Source organism: Bradyrhizobium sp. JYMT SZCCT0180 (assembly GCF_018130165.1).
GTDB lineage: Bacteria > Pseudomonadota > Alphaproteobacteria > Rhizobiales > Xanthobacteraceae > Bradyrhizobium.
Window position 1 is genome coordinate 15,263 of the sequence record NZ_JAFCLZ010000006.1, and the last position, 19,199, is coordinate 34,461.

A 19,199-nucleotide genomic window follows, 5' to 3' on the forward strand; every position below is an offset into this window, starting at 1 on the left:
GCCTGGTGCGGCGCCTGTGCGGATATACCGGAGCGCTGCCATGCAAATCTTGTTATCGCGCGCCAAGAACTTGGGATTCCGCGCCGAAAACTTTGCGAAGATGCCTTTTCAACGATGCCCGTGGCTTTGAATGAGGGGTCGGAGCAGCCCGACCTTAGTTGTCGCCCTGTCGCTCGTCGTCGGCCTTTTCACGGGCTTCCAACGCTATCGGTGCGCCTCTCGCCGGAACGCAATTGGACAGCCGGAACTCTCTTGGCGTGGTTCCTGTCCAGCGCTTGAATGCGTGAGTGAAGGAGCTGACTTCCTGATAGCCCAACAGCCACGCTATTTGAGTGACAGGCAGTTCGCGATCACTGAGATAGCGTTGGGCAAGAGCTGATCTCAGCCTGTCGAGTATTTCGGCGAAGGTTACACCCTCGTCTCGAAGCTTCCTCGATAACGTACGCGAACTCATGCCAAGCTGACGGGCGACTTCCGAAAGTTCGACTCGCCCGTGCGGAAGCAGTTGCGGTATTATTCCCTCCACCCGTGAATGATTACTTCCGCGCAATCCCGGTCGGTGAGCAAGCGCCTCCTCCGCATACTGCCGCAGCAGATTGTTCAGATGAGGATCGTGTCCGACAATCGGCATCGAAGCGGCCAGCGCCGGAAGCATTATCACATCCGTATCGGCGTCAAATTCCACTTCGGTTCCAAAGAAGGCATTGAACGCCGCCGGCGAGCCGGCCCTGGCATGTCTCACCTTCAATCGACGCGCGGCTATTCGACTGCCGGTAAGCTGTCGGCATATGCGCATCAGCGCAACCAGCCAAAACTCGATCTGATGCCGATCGGAGCCTCGGTCTACGTTTACGTAGTCGATCGCGATGTTCGCCGTTCCGTCCAGTTTGAAGCCCAGGCGCGCTCCGTCAGTGTTGATCCTGCTATAGCGTTCAGCGTTGCGAAACGCATCCGCAAGATGTTCTGAGGATGCCATCACATAGTAAACCAAACCAATCTCGCGCAGGTCGAAGCTGCTTGCCAAATGAAACCCGAGAAGGTCATCCCGAAGTTCTTCGGCGGCCAGTTCCAGGAGCTTGATCTGGGAATGCACCTCGAGACGAACCGTTGGATCGGTAATCTCCTCAGGTCTCAACCCCGACTTCGACAGAACGGTTTTTACGTCCTTGTCTTGCTCGCGCAGTCGCGCGCATGCCAGGCGAGCGATTCGTCCGGTGGCACTCGGGATCGAACGAAATCCAGCAGATCCATTTGAACTCATGAGGTTGGACCTCATTTCCCTTCCGAACTTGCGTTCTCAGGACCAACATTTTCCCGATAGAAGGCTTGCCTCTGACAAGAACCGGGTCGTCGCGGGCGACCGACCTTGATCTAAATCAAGTAAATCAAGCCGGATGCCTCCAATGGTTCCAAATCAGACTGATCCCCTTGGTCACCGAGCTCATCCGATGCAACCCTTTGCTCGAACGTTGATCGCGATCGTCGTGGCGCTTACGTCGCTGGGCGCGATCACCGAGCGCGTGCGCGAACCGGGCGTGACCGACACCGAAATTCGTATCGGCAATGTTATGCCCTATAGCGGGAGTTTGGAAGCATTCGGAGCGATCGGAAAGGCCGAAGCGGCGTATTTTGAGATGATCAACGAGCGTGGCGGGATCAACGGCCGCAAGGTGCGCTTCATCTCCCATGACGACAAGTCCGATCCGTCGACCGCGCTGGAACTTACGCGCGGCCTGATCGAGAAGGAGGACGTCCTCCTGATGTTCGGTTCGTTCGGAACTCCGGGCAATTTTGCCGTCCGCACATACTTGAACGAGCGGCAAATTCCTCAACTCTTTGTCGCCTCCGGAGACGATCATCTGAGCGATCCATCGCTGTTCCCCTGGACAATGAGCTGGCAGCCCTCGATCCGGGAAGAGGGGCGCATCTACGCCAACTACATCCAGGCGTTCTACCCCGGAAAACGGATCGTTGCGCTTTGGCAGAACGATCATTTCGGCCGTGAACTATTCAGGGGACTGCAGGACGGTCTCGGTGACATCGCCCGGATGATCAGGCTCGACATCGCGCACGATGCCGCAGACGATAATCTGGGCAAGCACGTATCGGTCCTGAAGCGATCAGGCGCCGAGATTTTTGTATTTGCGGGCGCGCCCGCAAACCTGACGAAAGTCATCCGAAGCGCGGCGGATCTGAACTGGCACCCTGTGTTCATCCTGAACCACATGTCGTCATCGATCGCGACGGCGCTAAAGCCTGCCGGCCCGGAAAATGCCTTGGGCGTGATTACGGCGACCTTCCTGAAGGACGCCAGTGATCCGGCCTGGAAGGACGAGCAAACCGCCAAGGATTGGCCGACATTCGTCGAAAAATACAACCGGGCTGGAGGCAAAGACGACAACGCCGCCGTGTTCGGATACGCGGCCGCCGAGACACTGGCCCAGGTGCTCAAACAATGCGGCAATGACCTGTCTCGCGACAACGTCATGAAGCAGGCAGCGGCCCTCGAAAACTACCAGAGCTCGATTTTGCTGCCTGGAATCAAGATCAACACCGGACGTTGGGACTTTAGGCCAATCAAGCACCTGCGACTGGTTCAGTTCGACGGCCGTAGCTGGCAACCGATCGGCGACGTGCTTGAAACCGCTTTCTCCAGATCCCAGAAGTAGCGGCGTCCGGGCAAAATACAATCGGGGAGAGGCGGCACGCGGCTATGGCGGTTATTGCCCGCCCTATGGCGGCTACGCGGCCGCGCGCTATTGCGGCTGGTGAGATCGGTTCGCCGACTTTATTTGGGAAGGCATTCCACATTGAAGGCAATGATGATCTGCGCCGGGTCGCCCTTGCCGATGCTCTTCAAGTCTTCCAAACCACTTTTCAGCTTGGCTCCCGCTTCCTTCAAGCTGCCCTCGAGTGTCGACTTCGCCGCCCTGCATCGCTCTTCATTCGAGAACTCCTGAAACACCACGGTTGGGAGGAGCCTCCATTCCGCCCTGTCGTTGGTAGCGGCCGGACTGACCGAGTAGGAGAACACGTACATCAGGATCCACATCTAGCTTTGTCCATGAAATGCTGCGCGTTGGGTAACATCGCTCGCTGACGAACTCGCGGTCAGCTAAACCGGGAACTGCGAAGCGGCGGCGGTAAAGAGCGTCCAGACCGCCGCTCGCCTTTTTCCTGCGCACATCAGTACGGATATTGATACTGCCCGGGGCAAATCCAGTTGCCGTAGGTATCGTAGTAGCAGCTGTTGTAGCCACCGTAGTAACCATAGGCTCCGGCAGCGGCTGCTGCCCCGACGGCCGCCGCGCCATAAGCCGCACCGCGATAAACCCGGCCTGGATACCGCCCGGGGTAGCCAGCTATCGGGCGACCAGCTATCGGATGCGCCGGTCGGACGCCTCCGGCGTGAATACGTCCAGCGTGAACGGCGCCGCCTCGGAAGTGAGCACCGCCACCCCCGTGGAAACCTCCACCACCACCACGGACACCAGCACCACCGCCTCCTCGGCGCGCGAACGCGTCATCGGGAATAAGACTGGCGGCGACAAGAACGATTGCAGCGAGTATAGCGAGAGCAAACCGAAACATGGTGCTTCCTCCCTACTAGGTGCGTTTCGCCTCGCATGGCGATTTGACGCGAACGTGCCGAACTTGCGGCGCACTCATGTTGGCTGCTTGATCTAGATCAACGGCAGCAGGGCTAACTTGGCCTGCAGGCGCGCACGGGCACCACGGCATCGATCCGCTCGGCCGGTCAGCATCTCACCGCTTGATGGAAAGCCAGGTTCAAAACGACATCAATAATATCGCTGGTGGCACTGAAGCCAGGCAGATTGAAGCCATCACGACAAACGTGCTGGATTTGCGCCTGGTAGTCAGCCGCGCGGTCTCGGCATAGAGACGGGCGGCTCTCTCGCATGAAATCCCACCGCTCCCGAAAGCGTCATAGTATCTGTTCATGCCCAGACGGCGCACGTCGTCAGGCAATCCTCGCGCAAGCCGCGATCGAACGAGGTTGCTTTCGCGGTAGACGCCATCCACGCTTCTTGCCAGCGAAGGGACCGGCAAGAGCTGCGTCAGCGACACACGTATCGGCCATTGACAAGAACGCGGACGCAAGCGGTTCCTGCAGCTGCGGCGCCTACAGCCGCTCCGCCGACGACCGCCCGGCGCGTTGTTCGGCGTGCAACACCGGCAACGCTGGCGGGGGTAGCCGGGCGTCCTATCCTGGCTTCGGCGCTTTGGATGGATAATTTCGGGCCGTCGCCTGACGAAAAGTCGATCGAGCCGAACATTCCAAAACCCAGGACGGCGACGACCAGCAGCATCCGCTTCGTGCGCAAGGATTTCATGGCGACCTCCATTGGCGGCTTGAATCCAGTGGGGTCAGTCTTTGGATGCAGTAGGTCCCCGGCTTGATCTGGATCAATCAAAAGCGGGGAACAGTGAAGCTGCAGCAAAGTGGCACAAACTGCATAGTCCAGAGCGCGATCATCAAAGCGGCGTGGTGGGCAGCGCGGACGAATGCCTCTAGTGGCGGCCTCAAATCTTGATTGATCCGACGCGTGCACACTTCTTCACCGTAGAATCCCTGACCAGATTTGTGCGGGGCTGACCTGACCTTGCAGGAGTGGTCAGAGCCTCTCCTGACGCCGATGATGCGCTGCGGCGTGGGGCCGACCGGAAATTCGCGCATTGACTGTTTGGGAATGGACTAAAATGGTGGCGCTGGCGCTTCTCATTTCGAGCGTATTGGCCATCCCGCTCGCGGTTTGGGTGTTCACACGATAGAGCCTCGTCGGCCGCCTCTCCTGACGGTCCCAATAATCTGGGCCGTGGCACAAACTGCACTGGGCGGCCCGCTGATCCGGGCATATTCTGACAGGTCTTATGAGAGACGATCGCGCATTCCAGATTGGCGTCATCGGGCTGGGGTTGGTGCCGATCGCACTGACATTCGCCGTGCTTTTCATGCGCTAGCGTCCCCGGTGCATCACATGCCCGACTCTCGTGCGCGTCCGGCACCATTGCTTCTTGCCATCGAGCGCCCGCGCTGTTCGAGGTGCCATGCCGGTCGCATGGTGCTGACAGGGATCAGGCCCCTCCCCAATCACTCCGATCTGCGGACCTTTCAATGCCCCAACTGCGAGCATGTTCACAAAGTGGAAGCCGAGGACCCGCTGACATCCGCTGGCAGCAGGGGCTGGCTCAACGGCGACCTCAGCCCGCCAAAGTAAAAGCTTCGGGCCAATAATGCCGCGCCTAGTCAAGGAGCCCGTCGATGTGAGCAATCTCGATGCTGAGGCAATTGCGGCACTGGAGGAAGCCCGCAACCTCCCGCCCGGACCAGATCGAACAGAGGCATTGAAGAAAGCCGGCATTCTGCGCAAGGCCGCCGATCTCCAACGTCCGCTGTTGCCAAAGCGCGGCAGACCACGAAAGTAGGCAGCTCAGTTTGCATCCATTCAATAAGCCGGGCGATTTGGCTATTGCCAGCCTGGAACGCCGCGCATGTCGGGTAGATGGTGGGCGATACCCTTGTGGCAGTCGATGCAGGTTTTCTCGTTCGTGAACAGAAAGCGCTGATGCGCGGTGGCCGCGCGTGGCGATTGCCGGGTGATGTCCATGGACTCGGCGCTGTGGCAGTTGCGGCATTCCAGCGAATCATTGGCCTTCAGGCGCGCCCATTCGTGCAGGGCCAGTTCGAGCCGGTGATCGACGAACTTCTCTCGCGTATTGATCCTGCCGAACAGATGACCCCAGACCTCCTTGGAGGCCTGCATTTTGCGCGCGATCTTGTCGGTCCAGTCGTGCGGCACGTGGCAATCCGGGCAGGTCGCGCGCACGCCGGAGCGGTTGGAGAAATGGATCGTGGTCTTCAGTTCCGCAAACACGTTGTCGCGCATCTCATGGCAGCTGGTGCAGAACTTCTCGGTGTTGGTCAATTCCAGCGCGGTATTGAAGCCGCCCCAAAACACCACGCCGGCGACGAAGCCGGCGAACACCAGCACGCCAAGGCCGAACACCGAACTCGGCCGTCGCAGGACCTCCCACAGTTCGACGACAAAGGCCCAAAACCGGGCGAGCCAGGATCGTCGCGACACGCCTTGGTCAGCAGCGCTCATCGCCGCCCCCCGGGTGCGGCGCGGCTGAGCAGGGTGTCGATATCGACGAAATCATTGTCGACTGGCGGCTTCACCACATTCTGCGGAACGTGGCACTCGGTGCAGAAGAAGCGCCGCGGCGACACCGAGGCAAGGAACTGGCCGTCCCGATCCATGAAGTGGGTGATGCTGACCATCGGGGCCTGCGACTCTCCGGTCCGCGCTCGGGCGTGACAGGAAAGGCACTTGTTTCCGTTCATATCGATCTGATAGCCGTCGGTGGTATGGGGGATCACCGGCGGCTGCTCGGGATAGTTTCGCACCTCCTTCTCGGTGGTGTTGCGCAACGGCGTCATCGGCGCCGCCGGCCCCTCTTCATTGAGCGGCGTCGAGCCACGCAGCCCGGAACTGACGGTTTGCGCGACCAGCGAAGTCGAGGCGCTGGCGGAGAGAACGGCCAGTGCCACAAGCCAGTGTTTTCCGGTCATGTGCTTTGCACCCGCTCGATACGCACCGCGCATTTCTTGAAATCGGTCTGCAGCGAAATCGGATCGGTAGCGTCCAGCGTCACCTTGTTGATCATCTGCGCTTCGTCAAACCAGGGCACGAACACCAGCCCGCGCGGCGGCTTGTCGCGGCCGCGCGTTTCGAGGCGCGTCCGGATGTAGCCGCGGCGGGATTGCACTTTCACTTCGTCGCCACGCCGCAGCTTCAGTTCGGCTGCGTCGTCCGGGTGCATGAAGCACACGGCTTCCGGGAACGCCTTGTAGAGTTCAGGGACGCGGCGCGTCATGGTGCCCGAATGCCAGTGCTCCAGCACGCGGCCGGTGGAGAGCCAGAAGGGGTATTCGCTATCAGGCACTTCCGGCGGTGGTTCATAGGGCAGCGCGAAGATGCGCGCCTTGCCGTCGGGAAAACCGTAGAACTCGACGCCCTTGCCGTTCTTCACATAGGAATCGCTACCCTCGCGGAAGCGCCATTTGGTCTCCTGGCCGTTGACCACCGGCCAGCGCAGGCCGCGTACCTGATGATAAGTGTCGAACGGCGCCAGATCGTGCCCGTGACCGCGGCCAAAGCCGGCATATTCCTCGAACATGCCCTTCTGGACGTAGAAACCGAACGCCTTCGACTCGTCGTTCAGATAACCGTCCTCGATATCGGACACCGGGAACTTGTCGATCTGTCCGTTGGCATAGAGCACGTCAAACAGCGTCTTGCCGCGGTATTCGGGCTTATTGGCAATGAGCTCCTCGGGCCACACTTCCTCGATTTTGAAGCGTTTGGAGAACTCCATTAACTGCCAGAGGTCCGATCGCGACTCACCCGGCGCGGTGACCATCTGGTGCCAGAACTGTGTGCGCCGCTCGGCGTTGCCGTAGGCCCCTTCCTTTTCGACCCACATCGCGGTCGGCAGGATTAGGTCGGCGGCAAGCGCCGTCACCGACGGATAGGCGTCGCTGACCACGATGAAGTTATCGGGATTGCGGAAGCCGGGATAGGTTTCCTCGTTGACGTTAGGCCCGGCCTGCAAATTGTTGTTGACCTGAACCCAATAGGCATTGAGCAGCCCGTCCTTGAGCATCCGGCTCTGCAGCACCGCGTGATAGCCTGGCTTGTCCGGAATGGTGCCCTCCGGCAGCTTCCAGATCCGTTCGGCGATGTCCCGATGCGCCTTGTTGTTCACGACCATATCGGCCGGCAGGCGATGCGAGAACGTGCCGACTTCACGGGCGGTGCCGCACGCCGAGGGCTGGCCGGTGAGCGAGAACGGGCTGTTGCCGGGCTCGGAGATTTTCCCCGTCAGCAAATGGATATTGTAGACGAGGTTATTGCACCAAACGCCGCGGGTGTGCTGATTGAAGCCCATGGTCCAGAAGCTCGTGACCTTGATCTTCGGATCGGCATAGAGTTCGGCCAGCGCCTCAATCCGGTTGACCGGCACGCCCGACATCTCGGCCGCTTTCTCCAGCGTGTAGTCGGAGACGAACTTGGCGTATTCCTCGAAGGTCATGTCGGTCGCGTCATTGGCCTTGGCCGCGCCAGTTGCTTTTTTCTGCAACGGATGTTCGGGGCGAAGGCCGTAGCCGATGTCGGTCTGGCCGCGTTTGAAAACCGTATGCTTCGCAACGAAGTCCTTGTTCACCCGGCCGGTCTTGATGATGTGGTTGGCAACGGCATTGAGCAGATAAAGGTCAGTCTGTGGTTTGAACACCATGCCAATATCGGCGAGGTCGAACGAGCGGTGTTCGAACGCCGACAACACGGCGACGCGAACATGCGGCGCGCTCAGCCGACGGTCTGCTATGCGCGTCCACAGGATCGGATGCATCTCGGCCATATTGGAGCCCCACAGCACGAAAGCGTCCGCAGCCTCGATATCGTCGTAGCAGCCCATCGGCTCGTCGATGCCAAAGGTACGCATCATGCCGGCCACCGCCGACGCCATGCAGTGCCTTGCATTGGGGTCGATGTTGTTGCTGCGCAAACCAGCCTTGAACAGCTTGGCCGCGGCGTAGCCTTCCCAGATCGTCCATTGCCCGGAGCCGAACATGCCGACACCGCTCGGCCCGCGCTTTTTCAGGGCGTCCTTATACTTCTCCGCCATGATGTCGAAGGCTTCATCCCAGGACACCGGCTCGAACTCGCCGTTCTTGTCGAATTTGCCGTTGGTCTTGCGCAGCATCGGTCTGGTCAGGCGGTCATGGCCGTACATGATCTTTGAAAGAAAGTAGCCTTTCACACAGTTCAGCCCGCGATTGACCTCCGATTTGATGTCGCCGTGGGTTGCGACCACGCGGTTATCCTTGGTCGCCACCATGACGCTGCATCCGGTGCCGCAGAACCGGCATGCTGCCTTTTCCCACTTCAATTCGCTTACGCCACGGTCGGTGACGAGGTTGGCGGCGGCAGCGGCGGCAGGCATCCCGCCGGCGAGAGCGGCCATCGCTGCTGCCTCGAGCTTGAGAACCTGACGGCGGTTCAGCCTGGATTCGGTCATGACGGTCCTTCCGCAATCAGGAGGTCGCGTCGAGCGCGTGGAAAACGAGCGAGGCGGAGTAAACGTCGGGCAGCCGTGCGATGTTGTTGAGCGTGGTCCCGAGTGAGCTGGACTCCGGCGAATCGATCACGACGACGAGCTTGCCTATGGGATCACGGCCATGGATCTCGCATCCCTCCATGGTCAGGATGGCAGCCTCCACGGCCGCCAGGCGCTCCGGCCGGGCCTGCACCAGAATGCCGGCGATTTCGCCACCGGGCGGCGCTATCACGCGGTCCGGCTTGATCAGTCGGCCGGTCATCAGTGCACGGCGGTCGATAGCGGAGTGAGACGTGGCCATGTACCTACCTCCGAAAACCCGGGAGTCATCGATCCGGTGGGCCCGGCGGGCCCGTAACGATCTGAGTGATCCAAACCGCGAGCCCATAACTGCCGACAACGGCGACGGTCAGCGCGGGCATCAGCACGGCGGTCAGAAATAGAAACGCGAAGATTTCCATGCGCCTGCGGCGCGAACGTCCGCTCGTGTCATCGCTCGCCAAAGACATGCGTGATCCCACTCAGGATTTTTAGGATTGGCGGCATCGGGGCCGCTGCCGGCACCCAGCATGGCGCGCCGAGGGTGACTAGCTTTGATCTAGATCAAGGCAACCCGCGGAGTCTTGAAGGCACCGGGTGGCTGGTCTCCAAGCTGTTCGAAAAGCCGGCTCACTTCAGCGAGATCGCAATCCTGCTGACGTTGGCGGCGAACTCCATTCCCGCCTTTGGACCTCGCAGCGCGAGGACCACGCCCTTCTCATTCCCGAGTTGGACGCCTCCGGCGCCACCAACGAAGGCGCCGCCGGCCCCTATGGAGCTGTAGGTACCGGCAAAATCGCCGACCTGCTTGATGCCTGACGCCCAACCTTCGAGACGATTGACAGATCCTCCCGCCGTGACACCGAGGCTGAGACCGGACACTCTGAATGGATAGTCGCGGCCGCGATAGCTCAGGACGCCGCTGCCGCCGCCGGCGCCGAGCATCAGACCTGCCTTGGCGAACTTGAGCCTGACATATCCGGAGGCTTGCGCGAGCGATGATGTTGTCGAAACGATAATTGCGAACACCGCGATCGCGGCGACCCGGACTGTAGACGGCATTGCTCCAACCTTCCTCCGCTCAAGGGGCCGCCACATCCACCTTCTTCCAGGTCTGATCCGGATCAAACAGGATGATGCGCGCGACGATCCTCAACGTCCGATCTCCAAGGTCCTTCTGGTAGACGGTACCGGCATGATTGACCATGAAGGTCATAACGCCGGAATTTCCATACTCTGCGGGATATGCGATCAGCGCGAAGCCGCCGATCATTTTGCCCTTGACGACATAATTGAACGCACCGCCCGGCGCATCCGACCCCTGTCCCCGCAAAATTCGAAAATAGTATCCGTGATAGGGCTCCGCCTGCTCCGCCTTGTATCCCTCGGCAGAGGCTTGCGCCATCAGTTCGCCAAGCGGGCTGGGGTCGCTGTCGTCGCGCCAGAACAGCCCATCCTTCTTGCCAGGGCTACTGACAACACGTTGCGCGTAAACGCCTGCTCCCTCGCCGGTGCGATCCTTTTCGGCATACTCGTTCTGGGCATCCACAAAGGCCAGGCTGGTCTGGATCGCGTCCAGTTCATTGCGTCCGATACGACGGTATAGAACTTCACGACGCCCGGCAGCCGTGTCGAACTCCCAGCCAGTCCTGCCATTGACCAACGGAATCGGGAATGGAAAATCATCTGCGCCCAGTATCAGCGTTGCTTTCTTGTTCCCCTCGGTCCGAATGGAATTCCTGGCGTCATAGGCCGACAGAAAACGCTGGCGCATCTCCGCGTCCGCAACATCATCGCCGGACTCGACAATGTCGGCCCCGGCATTGCCAAGGACCTTCAGAATAGCGCTCTTGGTGCCGGTCTTGACCGCTGCAACCAAAGCCGCCGCAGCGTTCTCCGGCGTGGGATAGGCCTGTTGCGCCTGAGATGCCGAAGACAGCAGCGTCACCGCCACGATTGTGCCGAGAACCGCCGAAGTTATCCGACAGAGCGATTTGCGGATGATCATGGCAAGACCTCCCGTGGCGTGGGAATCCTTGCGCCGCCGGCAAGCCAGTCGGTGTAGGAGCCGAATTTCAATCCCAGCTGTTCATAGTAGACGCGCAGATAGCCGTCCCGGCCGCGGGTCACCGCTTCCGGCATCAGGCTCTGCACTTCCTGCGCGATGACGCCGACATAGGGCTTGGTGCTGCCGAGATAGCTGAAGCGGTAGTAGCCGAGACCGTTGGCGAGATGACCGAGCAACACGACATCGTGCTTTAAAGCGATATCCGAGCGCCGTCCTCCGCCGCCGCCACCACGGAAGCCACCACCGCCGCCACCGCCGCGGAACCCGCCGCCGCCTCCCATGGCGGCCCTGCCGCCAAAGCCGCCTCCGCCGCCTCCAGCAAAGCTCGCACCGCCACCGCGCGGGCCCATGCTCGCCATGCTGGCCCGGCCGCGGGCCGCTTGCGCAGCGGCGGCCCTGCCCGACGACACATTCATTGCCCCGCCGCGAGCGCCTCCACCTCCGCGATTGGCTGCCTTGGCACGATCTCCGCCAGCCTTGGCGGCCTTAGCACGATCGCCGCCACCCTTGGCGGCCTTGGCACGATCGCCGCCGCCCTTGGCACGATCACCGGCCGGCCGATCACGCGTGCCCGCGCGGTCGCCAGTACGATCACCTGCACGATCCCCGACCCGGTCACCGGCACGATCACCGGCGCGATCTCCCACGCGATCGCCGCCGCCCGGACGGTCCTGCCCCGGTCGAATCACCTGCTGCCCGTCGCGACCGCGGAAATCCATGCGGTTCGAGGCACCGGCCTTCAGATTGTTGTTGCCGAAGCGCTGCTGAACATTGACGTTGTTGTACCGCACGCCCTGGCGATGCGCCGGATTGTGCTGCCAGCTATTTCCGATGTTGGTGGTCCTGTTGAAATGGTTGACGTAGAGATTGCGGTTGCCCCAGTTGAATCCGCCGCCCCAGTAATTGCCCCAGCGGCCGATGGCCCAGGCCGCGCCGAAGGCAAGACCCGTCGCGATGACGCCCGCGCCGATATAGGACGGATAGCCGAAATAGTACGGCGGATATTCCGCGTAGGGCCAGTCTCCGTAGACCGCCGCCGGTTCGTAGTACGGCACATACATCGTATTTGGATCGGCCGACTCGATGACAATCGCCTGCTTGTTCTCCTGTGTCTGAACGCTGACCTTCTGTTGCTTTGTGGTGACCAGCTTCTTGTTGTCATAGGCCTTGGAACGAAGGCGCTGGATCGCGTCCATCACATCCGGTTGCTGCGCGAGCACGGCATCGCCAAGACTCTTGGTCCAGTCGACCTTGTCGCTCATCATCGAAATCACGGCCGGCGTGCTGGCAAGTGCCTTGACGCTGTCATCCCAGGATTGCTTGTCGACTTCCTTTTTCAGGGCATCGCCCTTCAGCGTCTTGCGCTCCTTCAGCCAGCGATCGGCCTGCACCACTTCCAGCGGGTAGGTCGACGCCGCCAGCACATTCGCCAGCAGTTCGTCGGGATAGAGCGCGATCGGTGCCACCAATGCTTCGAGCTGGGCAGGCTTCAGCAGCTCTGCGGTCGGCTGAGGCTGGCCGGCCGCCGGCTGCGCCGTACTGCCGGCGGCAGGTGGGTTATCCGACGTCTGCGCCGAGACGGCGAATGGCATCGCCACCATCAGCACGAACGCGATCAGGGTCTTGCCGCAGCGAAACATCACACCCTCCTTCGGGATCCATCGCCGCAAGCATCGGTCCGGGGCCGGGTCGTTCTTTGATAAAGATCAAGGAATCGAGGAGTGGGGCGCGGCCGGCCTGGGTCAGGCCGCAATTGATCGACCGCGGGCGATCGGCAGTCTGATCGTGAATAGCGTGCCACCTGCCGGCTGGTTCTCAGCCGAAATCTTGCCCTGGTGCGCTTCGACAATGGTGCGAACAATGGCAAGCCCCATGCCCATGCCCTGCGGCTTTGTCGTGAAAAACGGATCGAAGACCTTCTTCAGGTTCTCCGCTTCGATACCGGGGCCGGTGTCGCCAACCCGGATTTCCGCGGAGGCGCCGGAGAGGTTCGTGATTACGCTGATTTCGCGCTTCCTTGGCTCGGCTTCGGATATGGCGTCCATCGCGTTGATGATCAGGTTCAGAATGACCTGTTGCAGCTGAACGGGATCGCCCTTGATGCGCAGATCAACCGAGGTTGAGGCATAGCTCAGTTGGATTTCGCGCCCATGGGCCAGGGCCGAGACAAGTCCGATAACTTCCCGAACCGTCTCGTTCACGTCGAGTTCTATCATTTCGAACGGTGTTTTCTTCAGCACGCCGCGAAGCCGGCGTATCACCTCGCTGGCGCGCAAATCGTCACGCCGGATGTCAGCCAGAATCTCCCTGAGCTCATCCAGATTCGGCGAAGCGCCCTTGAGCATCGCTTCTGCCGTTTCGGTGTTGGTCAGGATGGAACCGAGCGGCTGGTTCAGTTCATGCGCTAGAGATGTCGTCAATTCTCCAGCTGCCGCATAGCGGTTGACGTGCGCAAGCTCGGCCATGCGCTGGCGCGATTCGACTTCGGCAAGACGGCGGCGCTGCCGCTCATGGAGCAATCCGCCGATCAATACGCCCTGGACCAGGATGACGCCGCTGATCAACGCCAATTGCCAGCCAAATTTTTCCCAGATGCTGGGCTCACGAAACAGGATCGCGCTCCCTGGGGGCAAATTGCTTCGGCTGATGTCCCAGCGCTGCATCTGCCGCCAGTCGTACTTCGGAGACGCAAAACCGATCGGCTGTGCCTTGATATTGCCCGGCTTCTCGCCACCGAGAATGCGGATCGTTGCGCTGGCGGTCTGCCGGCTGGATTCGGCGATCGAATGCATCGGACCGCCAACGGTAGCTCCATCGAAAAACGCTTCCTGGAAGGAGAAGATCGGAGCGTTCGCGACCGCATGGAGGCTACGCAAAGCGAGATCGCCTTCATGGGCAACACCCGCCGCATCGACTGACATCAAGCCCCAGAACAGGACCGTGTGCGGTGGGAGCACTCTTGCCTGCTTCAGAATTTCCTCAAACGGGAGGTCCGCGTACCAGGCGAATCCGACCCGATTCTCGAAGGCCTTGGCTTCCCGCTTTGCTTCATCGAGCCAGAACTTCTCCAGCGGCGACGCACCGATGACGACGGCAATCGTCTGTGTGTCCGGCAGGACCTGAAGAATGCTGCTGAAAAAGGCTGAGAAGTCGTTATAGACCGAGACGACCGTATCGTTGTCGGTCAGCAACGAGCGATCAACCAGTCGCTGCTCGATCGCCGTCAGCACCATGGGTGCGTCAGGGAAAAGCTGTCCGCGATATTTCTGGACGAATCGGGCCGCGGGCGCCCCAATGCTCAGCACGATATCCGGCTGACGGCCAGCGTACAGCGACCGTAGATAGTCGACAAACGGTGCTTCCGGTCCCGGGTTTTTAAACCGTGCCGTCAGCAAACTATGCTCCTGAATATCCAGCGGCCATGGCGATTGCTGCTCGAGCGCCCCTTTGATGCTTAGGGCATATGCGCTCCAAGGCCGAAAGTCGTGTCCGAAAGAATGCAACATCAGGACGCGTTTGGGTTCGCCCTGCGGCGCACTGCGAGCCGATCCAGGCAACATCGCAGCCAGAACCAAGAGACAGACGCATAGACGAACGGCCAGGACTGGCCAGATCGCTCCGATCTGGAGGCGTCCACTCATGCTGTTACCCCCGGTAGTCCGAGCGGTGCATTCGAGCACAATTCGAGCACGAATCATACTGCAGCGGACGGTCTCACCCGAGTGGAAACGCTGCCTTCTGCAACGCGTCGTGATCGGGACGTTGCACCCTAGATCTGACAGCGGTGATATTTTACTTCCATTTCTTCCATCCCCGGAAACTGCCGGGAGATGGTGTTGTCATCGAGTATTTTCAGGAAAAACTGGACGTTTGAAAGCAAGATGCCTGAGGCACAAGCGGCGACCATATTGACGCTTTGACTGGTTTCCTTCTTCGACTTGATCGAGCATTTCTCGAACTTTCCCCTCAGGCGATTGGCCTCGACGATGAAGCCGCCGCCGTAGACGCCGGAAAAGTTCGTAAAGGTGACCTGGTTCGCGCGACCTTTCCGGGCGAACACTTTTTTGCATTGCTCCGCACTGGTAGCCCATGCGCCGGTTAGTTCGAACGCCTTCACCTCCTGCGGCGACAATAAGCCGGCGCCGGCCGTGATCGCCGTGGCAAGCATGAGCTTTCGAAGTGCAGCCATCGGCTTCCCCTTGAATCCCAATCAGTGGCCGCTCAATAGAAGGGCAGATGATGCTTGCCCATCAGTTGAAACTGCGCGTTCAATGTTCTCTCCCCGAAACGACCCAGGCAGCTCGAGATATCCCGTGCAACGTGCGTATGCCGGCTGCCGATTGCTTGATTTGAATCAAGGAAACGATGTCGACGCCGCCTAGCCTTCAGAGCGCTGATCCAAGATAGCCGTTCAGGAGCCTCGGCCATGTCGCGCAACATCGATGACCTGATTCCCAGTGCGAAGAAGATCCAGCAGGAAGCCGCCCTCAAGGAGGCCGAAAAGGCAGAGCAGTACGCGCGACTTGCGGCTGCGGCCGAAGCCGAGAAGCGGGCGCTGATCGAGCGGCTTGCCCGACCGTCAGGCAAGTCCGAGGAAGAGAAGGTTCAGCTTGCTTCGACCATTATCCAGCGGGCGGTGCGAAACGGACTGACGGAAGTGCAGGTGTATCGATTCCCCAACTCGCTATGCACCGACAAGGGGCGCGCGATCAATCAGCAGGAGCGGGGTTGGGAGAACACGTTGACGGGGATTCCAAAGGAAATATTCCAACTCTGGACCGACTACCTGCAACCGCGCGGCTATCGCATCAGCTACCAGATCATTGACTACCCGGGAGGTGTGCCGGGCGACATCGGCATCACCATCGCCTGGGGCGACTGACGGTAACTCGAACAGATCTGATCTGACGGCAGGTTGGTATGTCAGCCAAGGCGCCCACCGCGGGGATGAAACGCAAGGCCTATGAGAAAGAGCTGGGAAAGCTCCAGGTCGAACTTTGCCAACTCCAGGAATGGGTGAAGGCGAACAATCTTCGGGTCATCGTCCTGTTCGAAGGCCGGGATGCCGCCGGCAAGGGCGGCACGATCAAGGCGATCACCGAAAAGGTCAGTCCTCGCGTGTTTCGGGTGGTCGCCCTGCCCGCACCGTCGGACCGTGAGAAGACGCAACTGTTCCTTCAGCGGTACATGCTGCATTTTCCGGCGGCGGGCGAAATCGTCATCTTCGACCGGAGCTGGTACAATCGCGCCGGCGTCGAATATGTGATGGGTTTCTGTACGCCGGCAGAACACAAGCGATTTCTTTCACTGTGTCCTCAGATGGAGAAATACGTCATCGAAGGCGGCATCATCCTGATTAAACTCTGGCTCGAGGTCGGAATGGACGAGCAGGAGCGCCGTTTCAGGGCCCGCATCGATGATCCGCTACGGCAATGGAAGCTGAGCCCGATGGATACGGAATCGTACCAGCGATGGTACGATTATTCGCGGGCGCGAGACCTGATGCTCAAGGCCACCAACACCAAACACGCGCCTTGGTACATCATTCGCTCCAATGACAAGCGCCGGGCACGCCTGAACTGCATCGCACATCTGCTGAAAATGATCCCGCACAAGCGCGTGAAAAGAGCCAAGGTCGAGCTGCCGAAGCGTTCCGACAAGGGGCGCTATAACGACCAGACCGGGCTGCGGGGGATGAAGTTCGTTGCGGAACGGTACTGAACGGATCGGGCGCGCTTTGGCGCGGCCCGATCCGTTCAAATTTCATTCTCGAAACACTACTTCAGGCGTACCGTCACCCCGCCGACCGCAGCCGATACTTCAGCGCCGACCCTCGGGCCACTGAGTTGCAGGATCACGCCGTTGGCGTTGCGCAGTTGAACGCTCCCCGCACCGGCCGCGACGGCCCCGCCGGCTCCGACCGCGCTGTAGGCGCCTTCGATCGAAGCTGGTCCTTTCAGATTGAGCGCCCGACCGACAAACTTGGTGGTCGAGGCGCCGATCGTAAAGCCGACGCTCATGCCCGATACGGTGAACGGATAGCGCTTGCCGCGGAGAACCAGCACGCCCTCGCCGCCACCTACCCCAACGATGAACCCGCCCTTGGTGAAGACGACGGCGACCTGGCCGGTCTCGGCCCGCGAGGGCGTACTGAGACCTGCCACGCCAACGGCAAGGGCAATCAACGCAACGCTGAGGCTAAACCTTCTCATGTTTCTTCCTCTCGTGAGACGCAGTGCAACACGCACTATTGGGCCAGGAGCATCGCGAAATATCCGAACACCGTGAGCAATATTCCTGATACGGCGTAGGCGACCGGGAACCCGATCCAGGGCACGCTGCTCTGGATTTCCACGGCGGCTTCGCGGCAAGGACCGGAGTGCGAGCGCGCACCGGCAACGCCGCCCATCAGTACGGCCGGGTTGATCTTGAAGACGTGATAACCGATCGCCCACACGATGAACGGCGGGATCGTGCAGGCGATGAACCCGACGAGGAAGATCTTCAGTGCGAGCGCCCCGGTCAGTTGCGCCAACAGTCCGGCTCCGGCATTGACGCCGACGATGGCGACGAAGACGACGAGGCCGAGATCCTCCAGCACGTTGCGTGCCGCGTTTGGCGTGTTGCCGAAGAAACGCAGCCGCGAGACGACGGACGACACGATCACACCGGACAGCAGCAGGCCACCGGCGTTTCCGAGGCCGATCGAGGCGCCGAACGCCGGAAACGAAATCATACCGATCAGAAGTCCCAGAATCAAACCTGCGGCGAGTGTGAGGAGGTCGGTGGCCGTATTGGTCCTGGCGACACGGCCCCACATTTCAGCGAGTTCATTCACGGCGGATTTCAAGCCGACGACCGAGACGATATCCATCCGCTGCAGTTCGGTCTTCAGTCCGGCCGGAATCGGCACGCCACCACGCTCGACCTTGGTGACCTGAAGCTGACCTGCCATGGCTTCGCTGCGGAACGATTCGAACGTGCGCCCGACGACCGCCTTGTTGGTGACGAGGATTTCGGCCTGGTCCAGGGGAATGCCGAGCGTCTTGGCGTCGGCAACCTCCGGGCCGATCAGCCCCATCTTCTCGGTCAGGTGTCCGGTCGCACCACCAAGCGCGACGATATCGCCTTTCTTGAGCACGAGATCGGGATCGGCGCCGAGCTGTTCGCCGCCGCGGGACACATTGACGATACGATATTCGGGATTGCTGACGCGAAACTTGGCAATACTCATGCCGACCTGAGCCTGATTCTCCAGCCGGTAGGCACGAAGGCCAAACTGCCGGAACCCGGTCAGACCACCGCCTTCGAGATCTCTGACGCCGAACTCGGTTTCATATTGCTTTGCCGCCGCCTTGGCATCGACACCCCACCAGCGCGGCAAATATTTGCAGATCAGGATGATGCCGACGGTACCCCAGATATAGGTGATGCCGTAGGACAGCGCGATCATGCCGGTGGCGTCCTCGGGCTTCACGCCCGCCGGCAACTTGACGACGCCCGATGTGATGGCCTGCTCCGCCGAGCCGATCGCGGCAGACATGGTCTGTGAACCCGCAAGCATGCCGCCGGCCGCGCCGGGCGGCAGCGCGAACAACTTTGCACCGAGGACGACAAGCGCAAGCCCGAGCACGCTCGACACCACTGCGAGAATGCAAAACTTGAGACCGTCTCCCCTCAGGCTGTTGACGAAGGACGGCCCGACGCGCAGGCCGACGCCATACATGAACAGGTAATAGAACAGGCTCTTGGCAAAATTGTTCAGCTCCAGCTTCACACCATATAGCGACGCCGTCACCGACAGCGCCGCACCAACCACGATGGCGCCGGCAACCATGCCAAGGCCATAACCCTTGATGTTGGCGCGCCCGATCCAGACGGCGAGGCCGACAACAAAGAACAGCAGCAGATAAGGATTCTGCTGCAGGAATGTGAAAAAGCCCTGCAT

At 60.5% G+C, this 19,199-nt stretch carries 20 protein-coding genes; 4 read left to right on the plus strand and 16 right to left on the minus strand.

The features are described 5' to 3' along the window. Positions 1–154: 154 nt before the first annotated feature. A complete protein-coding gene (locus JQ641_RS10210) occupies positions 155–1,276 on the minus strand; it encodes an AraC family transcriptional regulator (protein WP_211995847.1) in 1,122 nt (373 codons plus the stop codon). A 172-nt stretch (positions 1,277–1,448) separates the two neighbouring features. Between JQ641_RS10210 and JQ641_RS10215 the strand changes: the two genes are divergently transcribed. Continuing rightward, positions 1,449–2,669 carry an ABC transporter substrate-binding protein gene (locus tag JQ641_RS10215; RefSeq protein ID WP_211995848.1) on the plus strand — a complete coding sequence of 407 codons (1,221 nt, stop codon included), beginning with the start codon at positions 1,449–1,451 and terminating at the stop codon, positions 2,667–2,669. Between the two features lie 119 nt (positions 2,670–2,788). On the opposite strand, the gene JQ641_RS10220 is transcribed toward JQ641_RS10215, so the two are convergent. The 3 genes from JQ641_RS10220 to JQ641_RS37790 form a co-directional block, all read right to left on the minus strand. Next, entirely contained in the window at positions 2,789–3,052 is a 264-nt protein-coding gene (locus JQ641_RS10220) for a hypothetical protein (protein WP_211995849.1), read from the minus strand. 325 nt (positions 3,053–3,377) lie between these two features. Beyond that, positions 3,378–3,527 carry a hypothetical protein gene (locus tag JQ641_RS10225; RefSeq protein ID WP_211995850.1) on the minus strand — a complete coding sequence of 50 codons (150 nt, stop codon included), beginning with the start codon at positions 3,525–3,527 and terminating at the stop codon, positions 3,378–3,380. Positions 3,528–4,079: 552 nt separating this feature from the next. Next, positions 4,080–4,355 (minus strand): hypothetical protein, encoded by a 276-nt coding sequence (locus JQ641_RS37790; protein WP_502754948.1) that lies wholly within the window; start codon positions 4,353–4,355, stop codon positions 4,080–4,082. Between the two features lie 931 nt (positions 4,356–5,286). Between JQ641_RS37790 and JQ641_RS10230 the strand changes: the two genes are divergently transcribed. Next, positions 5,287–5,448 (plus strand): hypothetical protein, encoded by a 162-nt coding sequence (locus JQ641_RS10230; RefSeq protein ID WP_211995851.1) that lies wholly within the window; start codon positions 5,287–5,289, stop codon positions 5,446–5,448. Between the two features lie 41 nt (positions 5,449–5,489). On the opposite strand, the gene JQ641_RS10235 is transcribed toward JQ641_RS10230, so the two are convergent. From JQ641_RS10235 to JQ641_RS10280, 10 genes are all read right to left on the minus strand, one after another. After that, on the minus strand, positions 5,490–6,128 hold the full coding sequence (locus JQ641_RS10235) for a NapC/NirT family cytochrome c (protein ID WP_192734988.1): 639 nt from the start codon (positions 6,126–6,128) through the stop codon (positions 5,490–5,492). After that, a complete protein-coding gene (locus JQ641_RS10240) occupies positions 6,125–6,595 on the minus strand; it encodes a nitrate reductase cytochrome c-type subunit (protein WP_502754945.1) in 471 nt (156 codons plus the stop codon). The genes JQ641_RS10235 and JQ641_RS10240 overlap by 4 nt, the downstream gene beginning before the upstream one ends. Continuing rightward, the gene (napA, locus tag JQ641_RS10245) at positions 6,592–9,105 is read right to left on the minus strand and encodes a nitrate reductase catalytic subunit NapA (protein ID WP_211995853.1); all 2,514 of its coding nucleotides are present in this window, start codon (positions 9,103–9,105) and stop codon (positions 6,592–6,594) included. Before napA ends, JQ641_RS10240 begins: the two co-directional genes overlap by 4 nt. Before the next feature lie 16 nt (positions 9,106–9,121). Then, on the minus strand, positions 9,122–9,445 hold the full coding sequence (locus JQ641_RS10250; RefSeq protein ID WP_211995854.1) for a chaperone NapD: 324 nt from the start codon (positions 9,443–9,445) through the stop codon (positions 9,122–9,124). 25 nt (positions 9,446–9,470) lie between these two features. Further along, complete coding sequence (gene napE / locus JQ641_RS10255; RefSeq protein WP_192734992.1) at positions 9,471–9,653, minus strand: periplasmic nitrate reductase, NapE protein; 183 nt, start codon at positions 9,651–9,653, stop codon at positions 9,471–9,473. A gap of 160 nt (positions 9,654–9,813) precedes the next feature. After that, positions 9,814–10,245, minus strand: a complete 432-nt coding sequence (locus JQ641_RS10260) for a hypothetical protein (protein WP_211995855.1) — start codon at positions 10,243–10,245, stop codon at positions 9,814–9,816. Positions 10,246–10,264: 19 nt separating this feature from the next. Continuing rightward, the gene (locus JQ641_RS10265; RefSeq protein WP_211995856.1) at positions 10,265–11,191 is read right to left on the minus strand and encodes a DUF2950 domain-containing protein; all 927 of its coding nucleotides are present in this window, start codon (positions 11,189–11,191) and stop codon (positions 10,265–10,267) included. Next, positions 11,188–12,891 carry a DUF3300 domain-containing protein gene (locus JQ641_RS10270; protein ID WP_211995857.1) on the minus strand — a complete coding sequence of 568 codons (1,704 nt, stop codon included), beginning with the start codon at positions 12,889–12,891 and terminating at the stop codon, positions 11,188–11,190. The genes JQ641_RS10265 and JQ641_RS10270 overlap by 4 nt, the downstream gene beginning before the upstream one ends. Before the next feature lie 102 nt (positions 12,892–12,993). Further along, positions 12,994–14,892 (minus strand): sensor histidine kinase, encoded by a 1,899-nt coding sequence (locus JQ641_RS10275; protein WP_211995858.1) that lies wholly within the window; start codon positions 14,890–14,892, stop codon positions 12,994–12,996. Between the two features lie 128 nt (positions 14,893–15,020). Further along, positions 15,021–15,440, minus strand: coding sequence for a hypothetical protein (locus JQ641_RS10280; protein WP_211995859.1), 420 nt, complete (start codon positions 15,438–15,440; stop codon positions 15,021–15,023). 237 nt (positions 15,441–15,677) lie between these two features. Here JQ641_RS10280 and JQ641_RS10285 point away from each other — a divergent pair, with 237 nt between their 5' ends. Beyond that, complete coding sequence (locus JQ641_RS10285) at positions 15,678–16,133, plus strand: hypothetical protein (RefSeq protein WP_192734998.1); 456 nt, start codon at positions 15,678–15,680, stop codon at positions 16,131–16,133. Positions 16,134–16,171: 38 nt separating this feature from the next. Further along, the gene (ppk2, locus tag JQ641_RS10290) at positions 16,172–16,972 is read left to right on the plus strand and encodes a polyphosphate kinase 2 (protein WP_249150327.1); all 801 of its coding nucleotides are present in this window, start codon (positions 16,172–16,174) and stop codon (positions 16,970–16,972) included. Positions 16,973–17,028: 56 nt separating this feature from the next. Here the strand turns inward: ppk2 and JQ641_RS10295 are convergent, their stop codons facing one another. Together JQ641_RS10295 and JQ641_RS10300 are read right to left on the minus strand one after the other, a co-directional pair. Continuing rightward, positions 17,029–17,463 carry a hypothetical protein gene (locus tag JQ641_RS10295; RefSeq protein ID WP_211995860.1) on the minus strand — a complete coding sequence of 145 codons (435 nt, stop codon included), beginning with the start codon at positions 17,461–17,463 and terminating at the stop codon, positions 17,029–17,031. A 35-nt stretch (positions 17,464–17,498) separates the two neighbouring features. After that, positions 17,499–19,199, minus strand: a complete 1,701-nt coding sequence (locus JQ641_RS10300; RefSeq protein WP_211995861.1) for an aspartate:alanine exchanger family transporter — start codon at positions 19,197–19,199, stop codon at positions 17,499–17,501.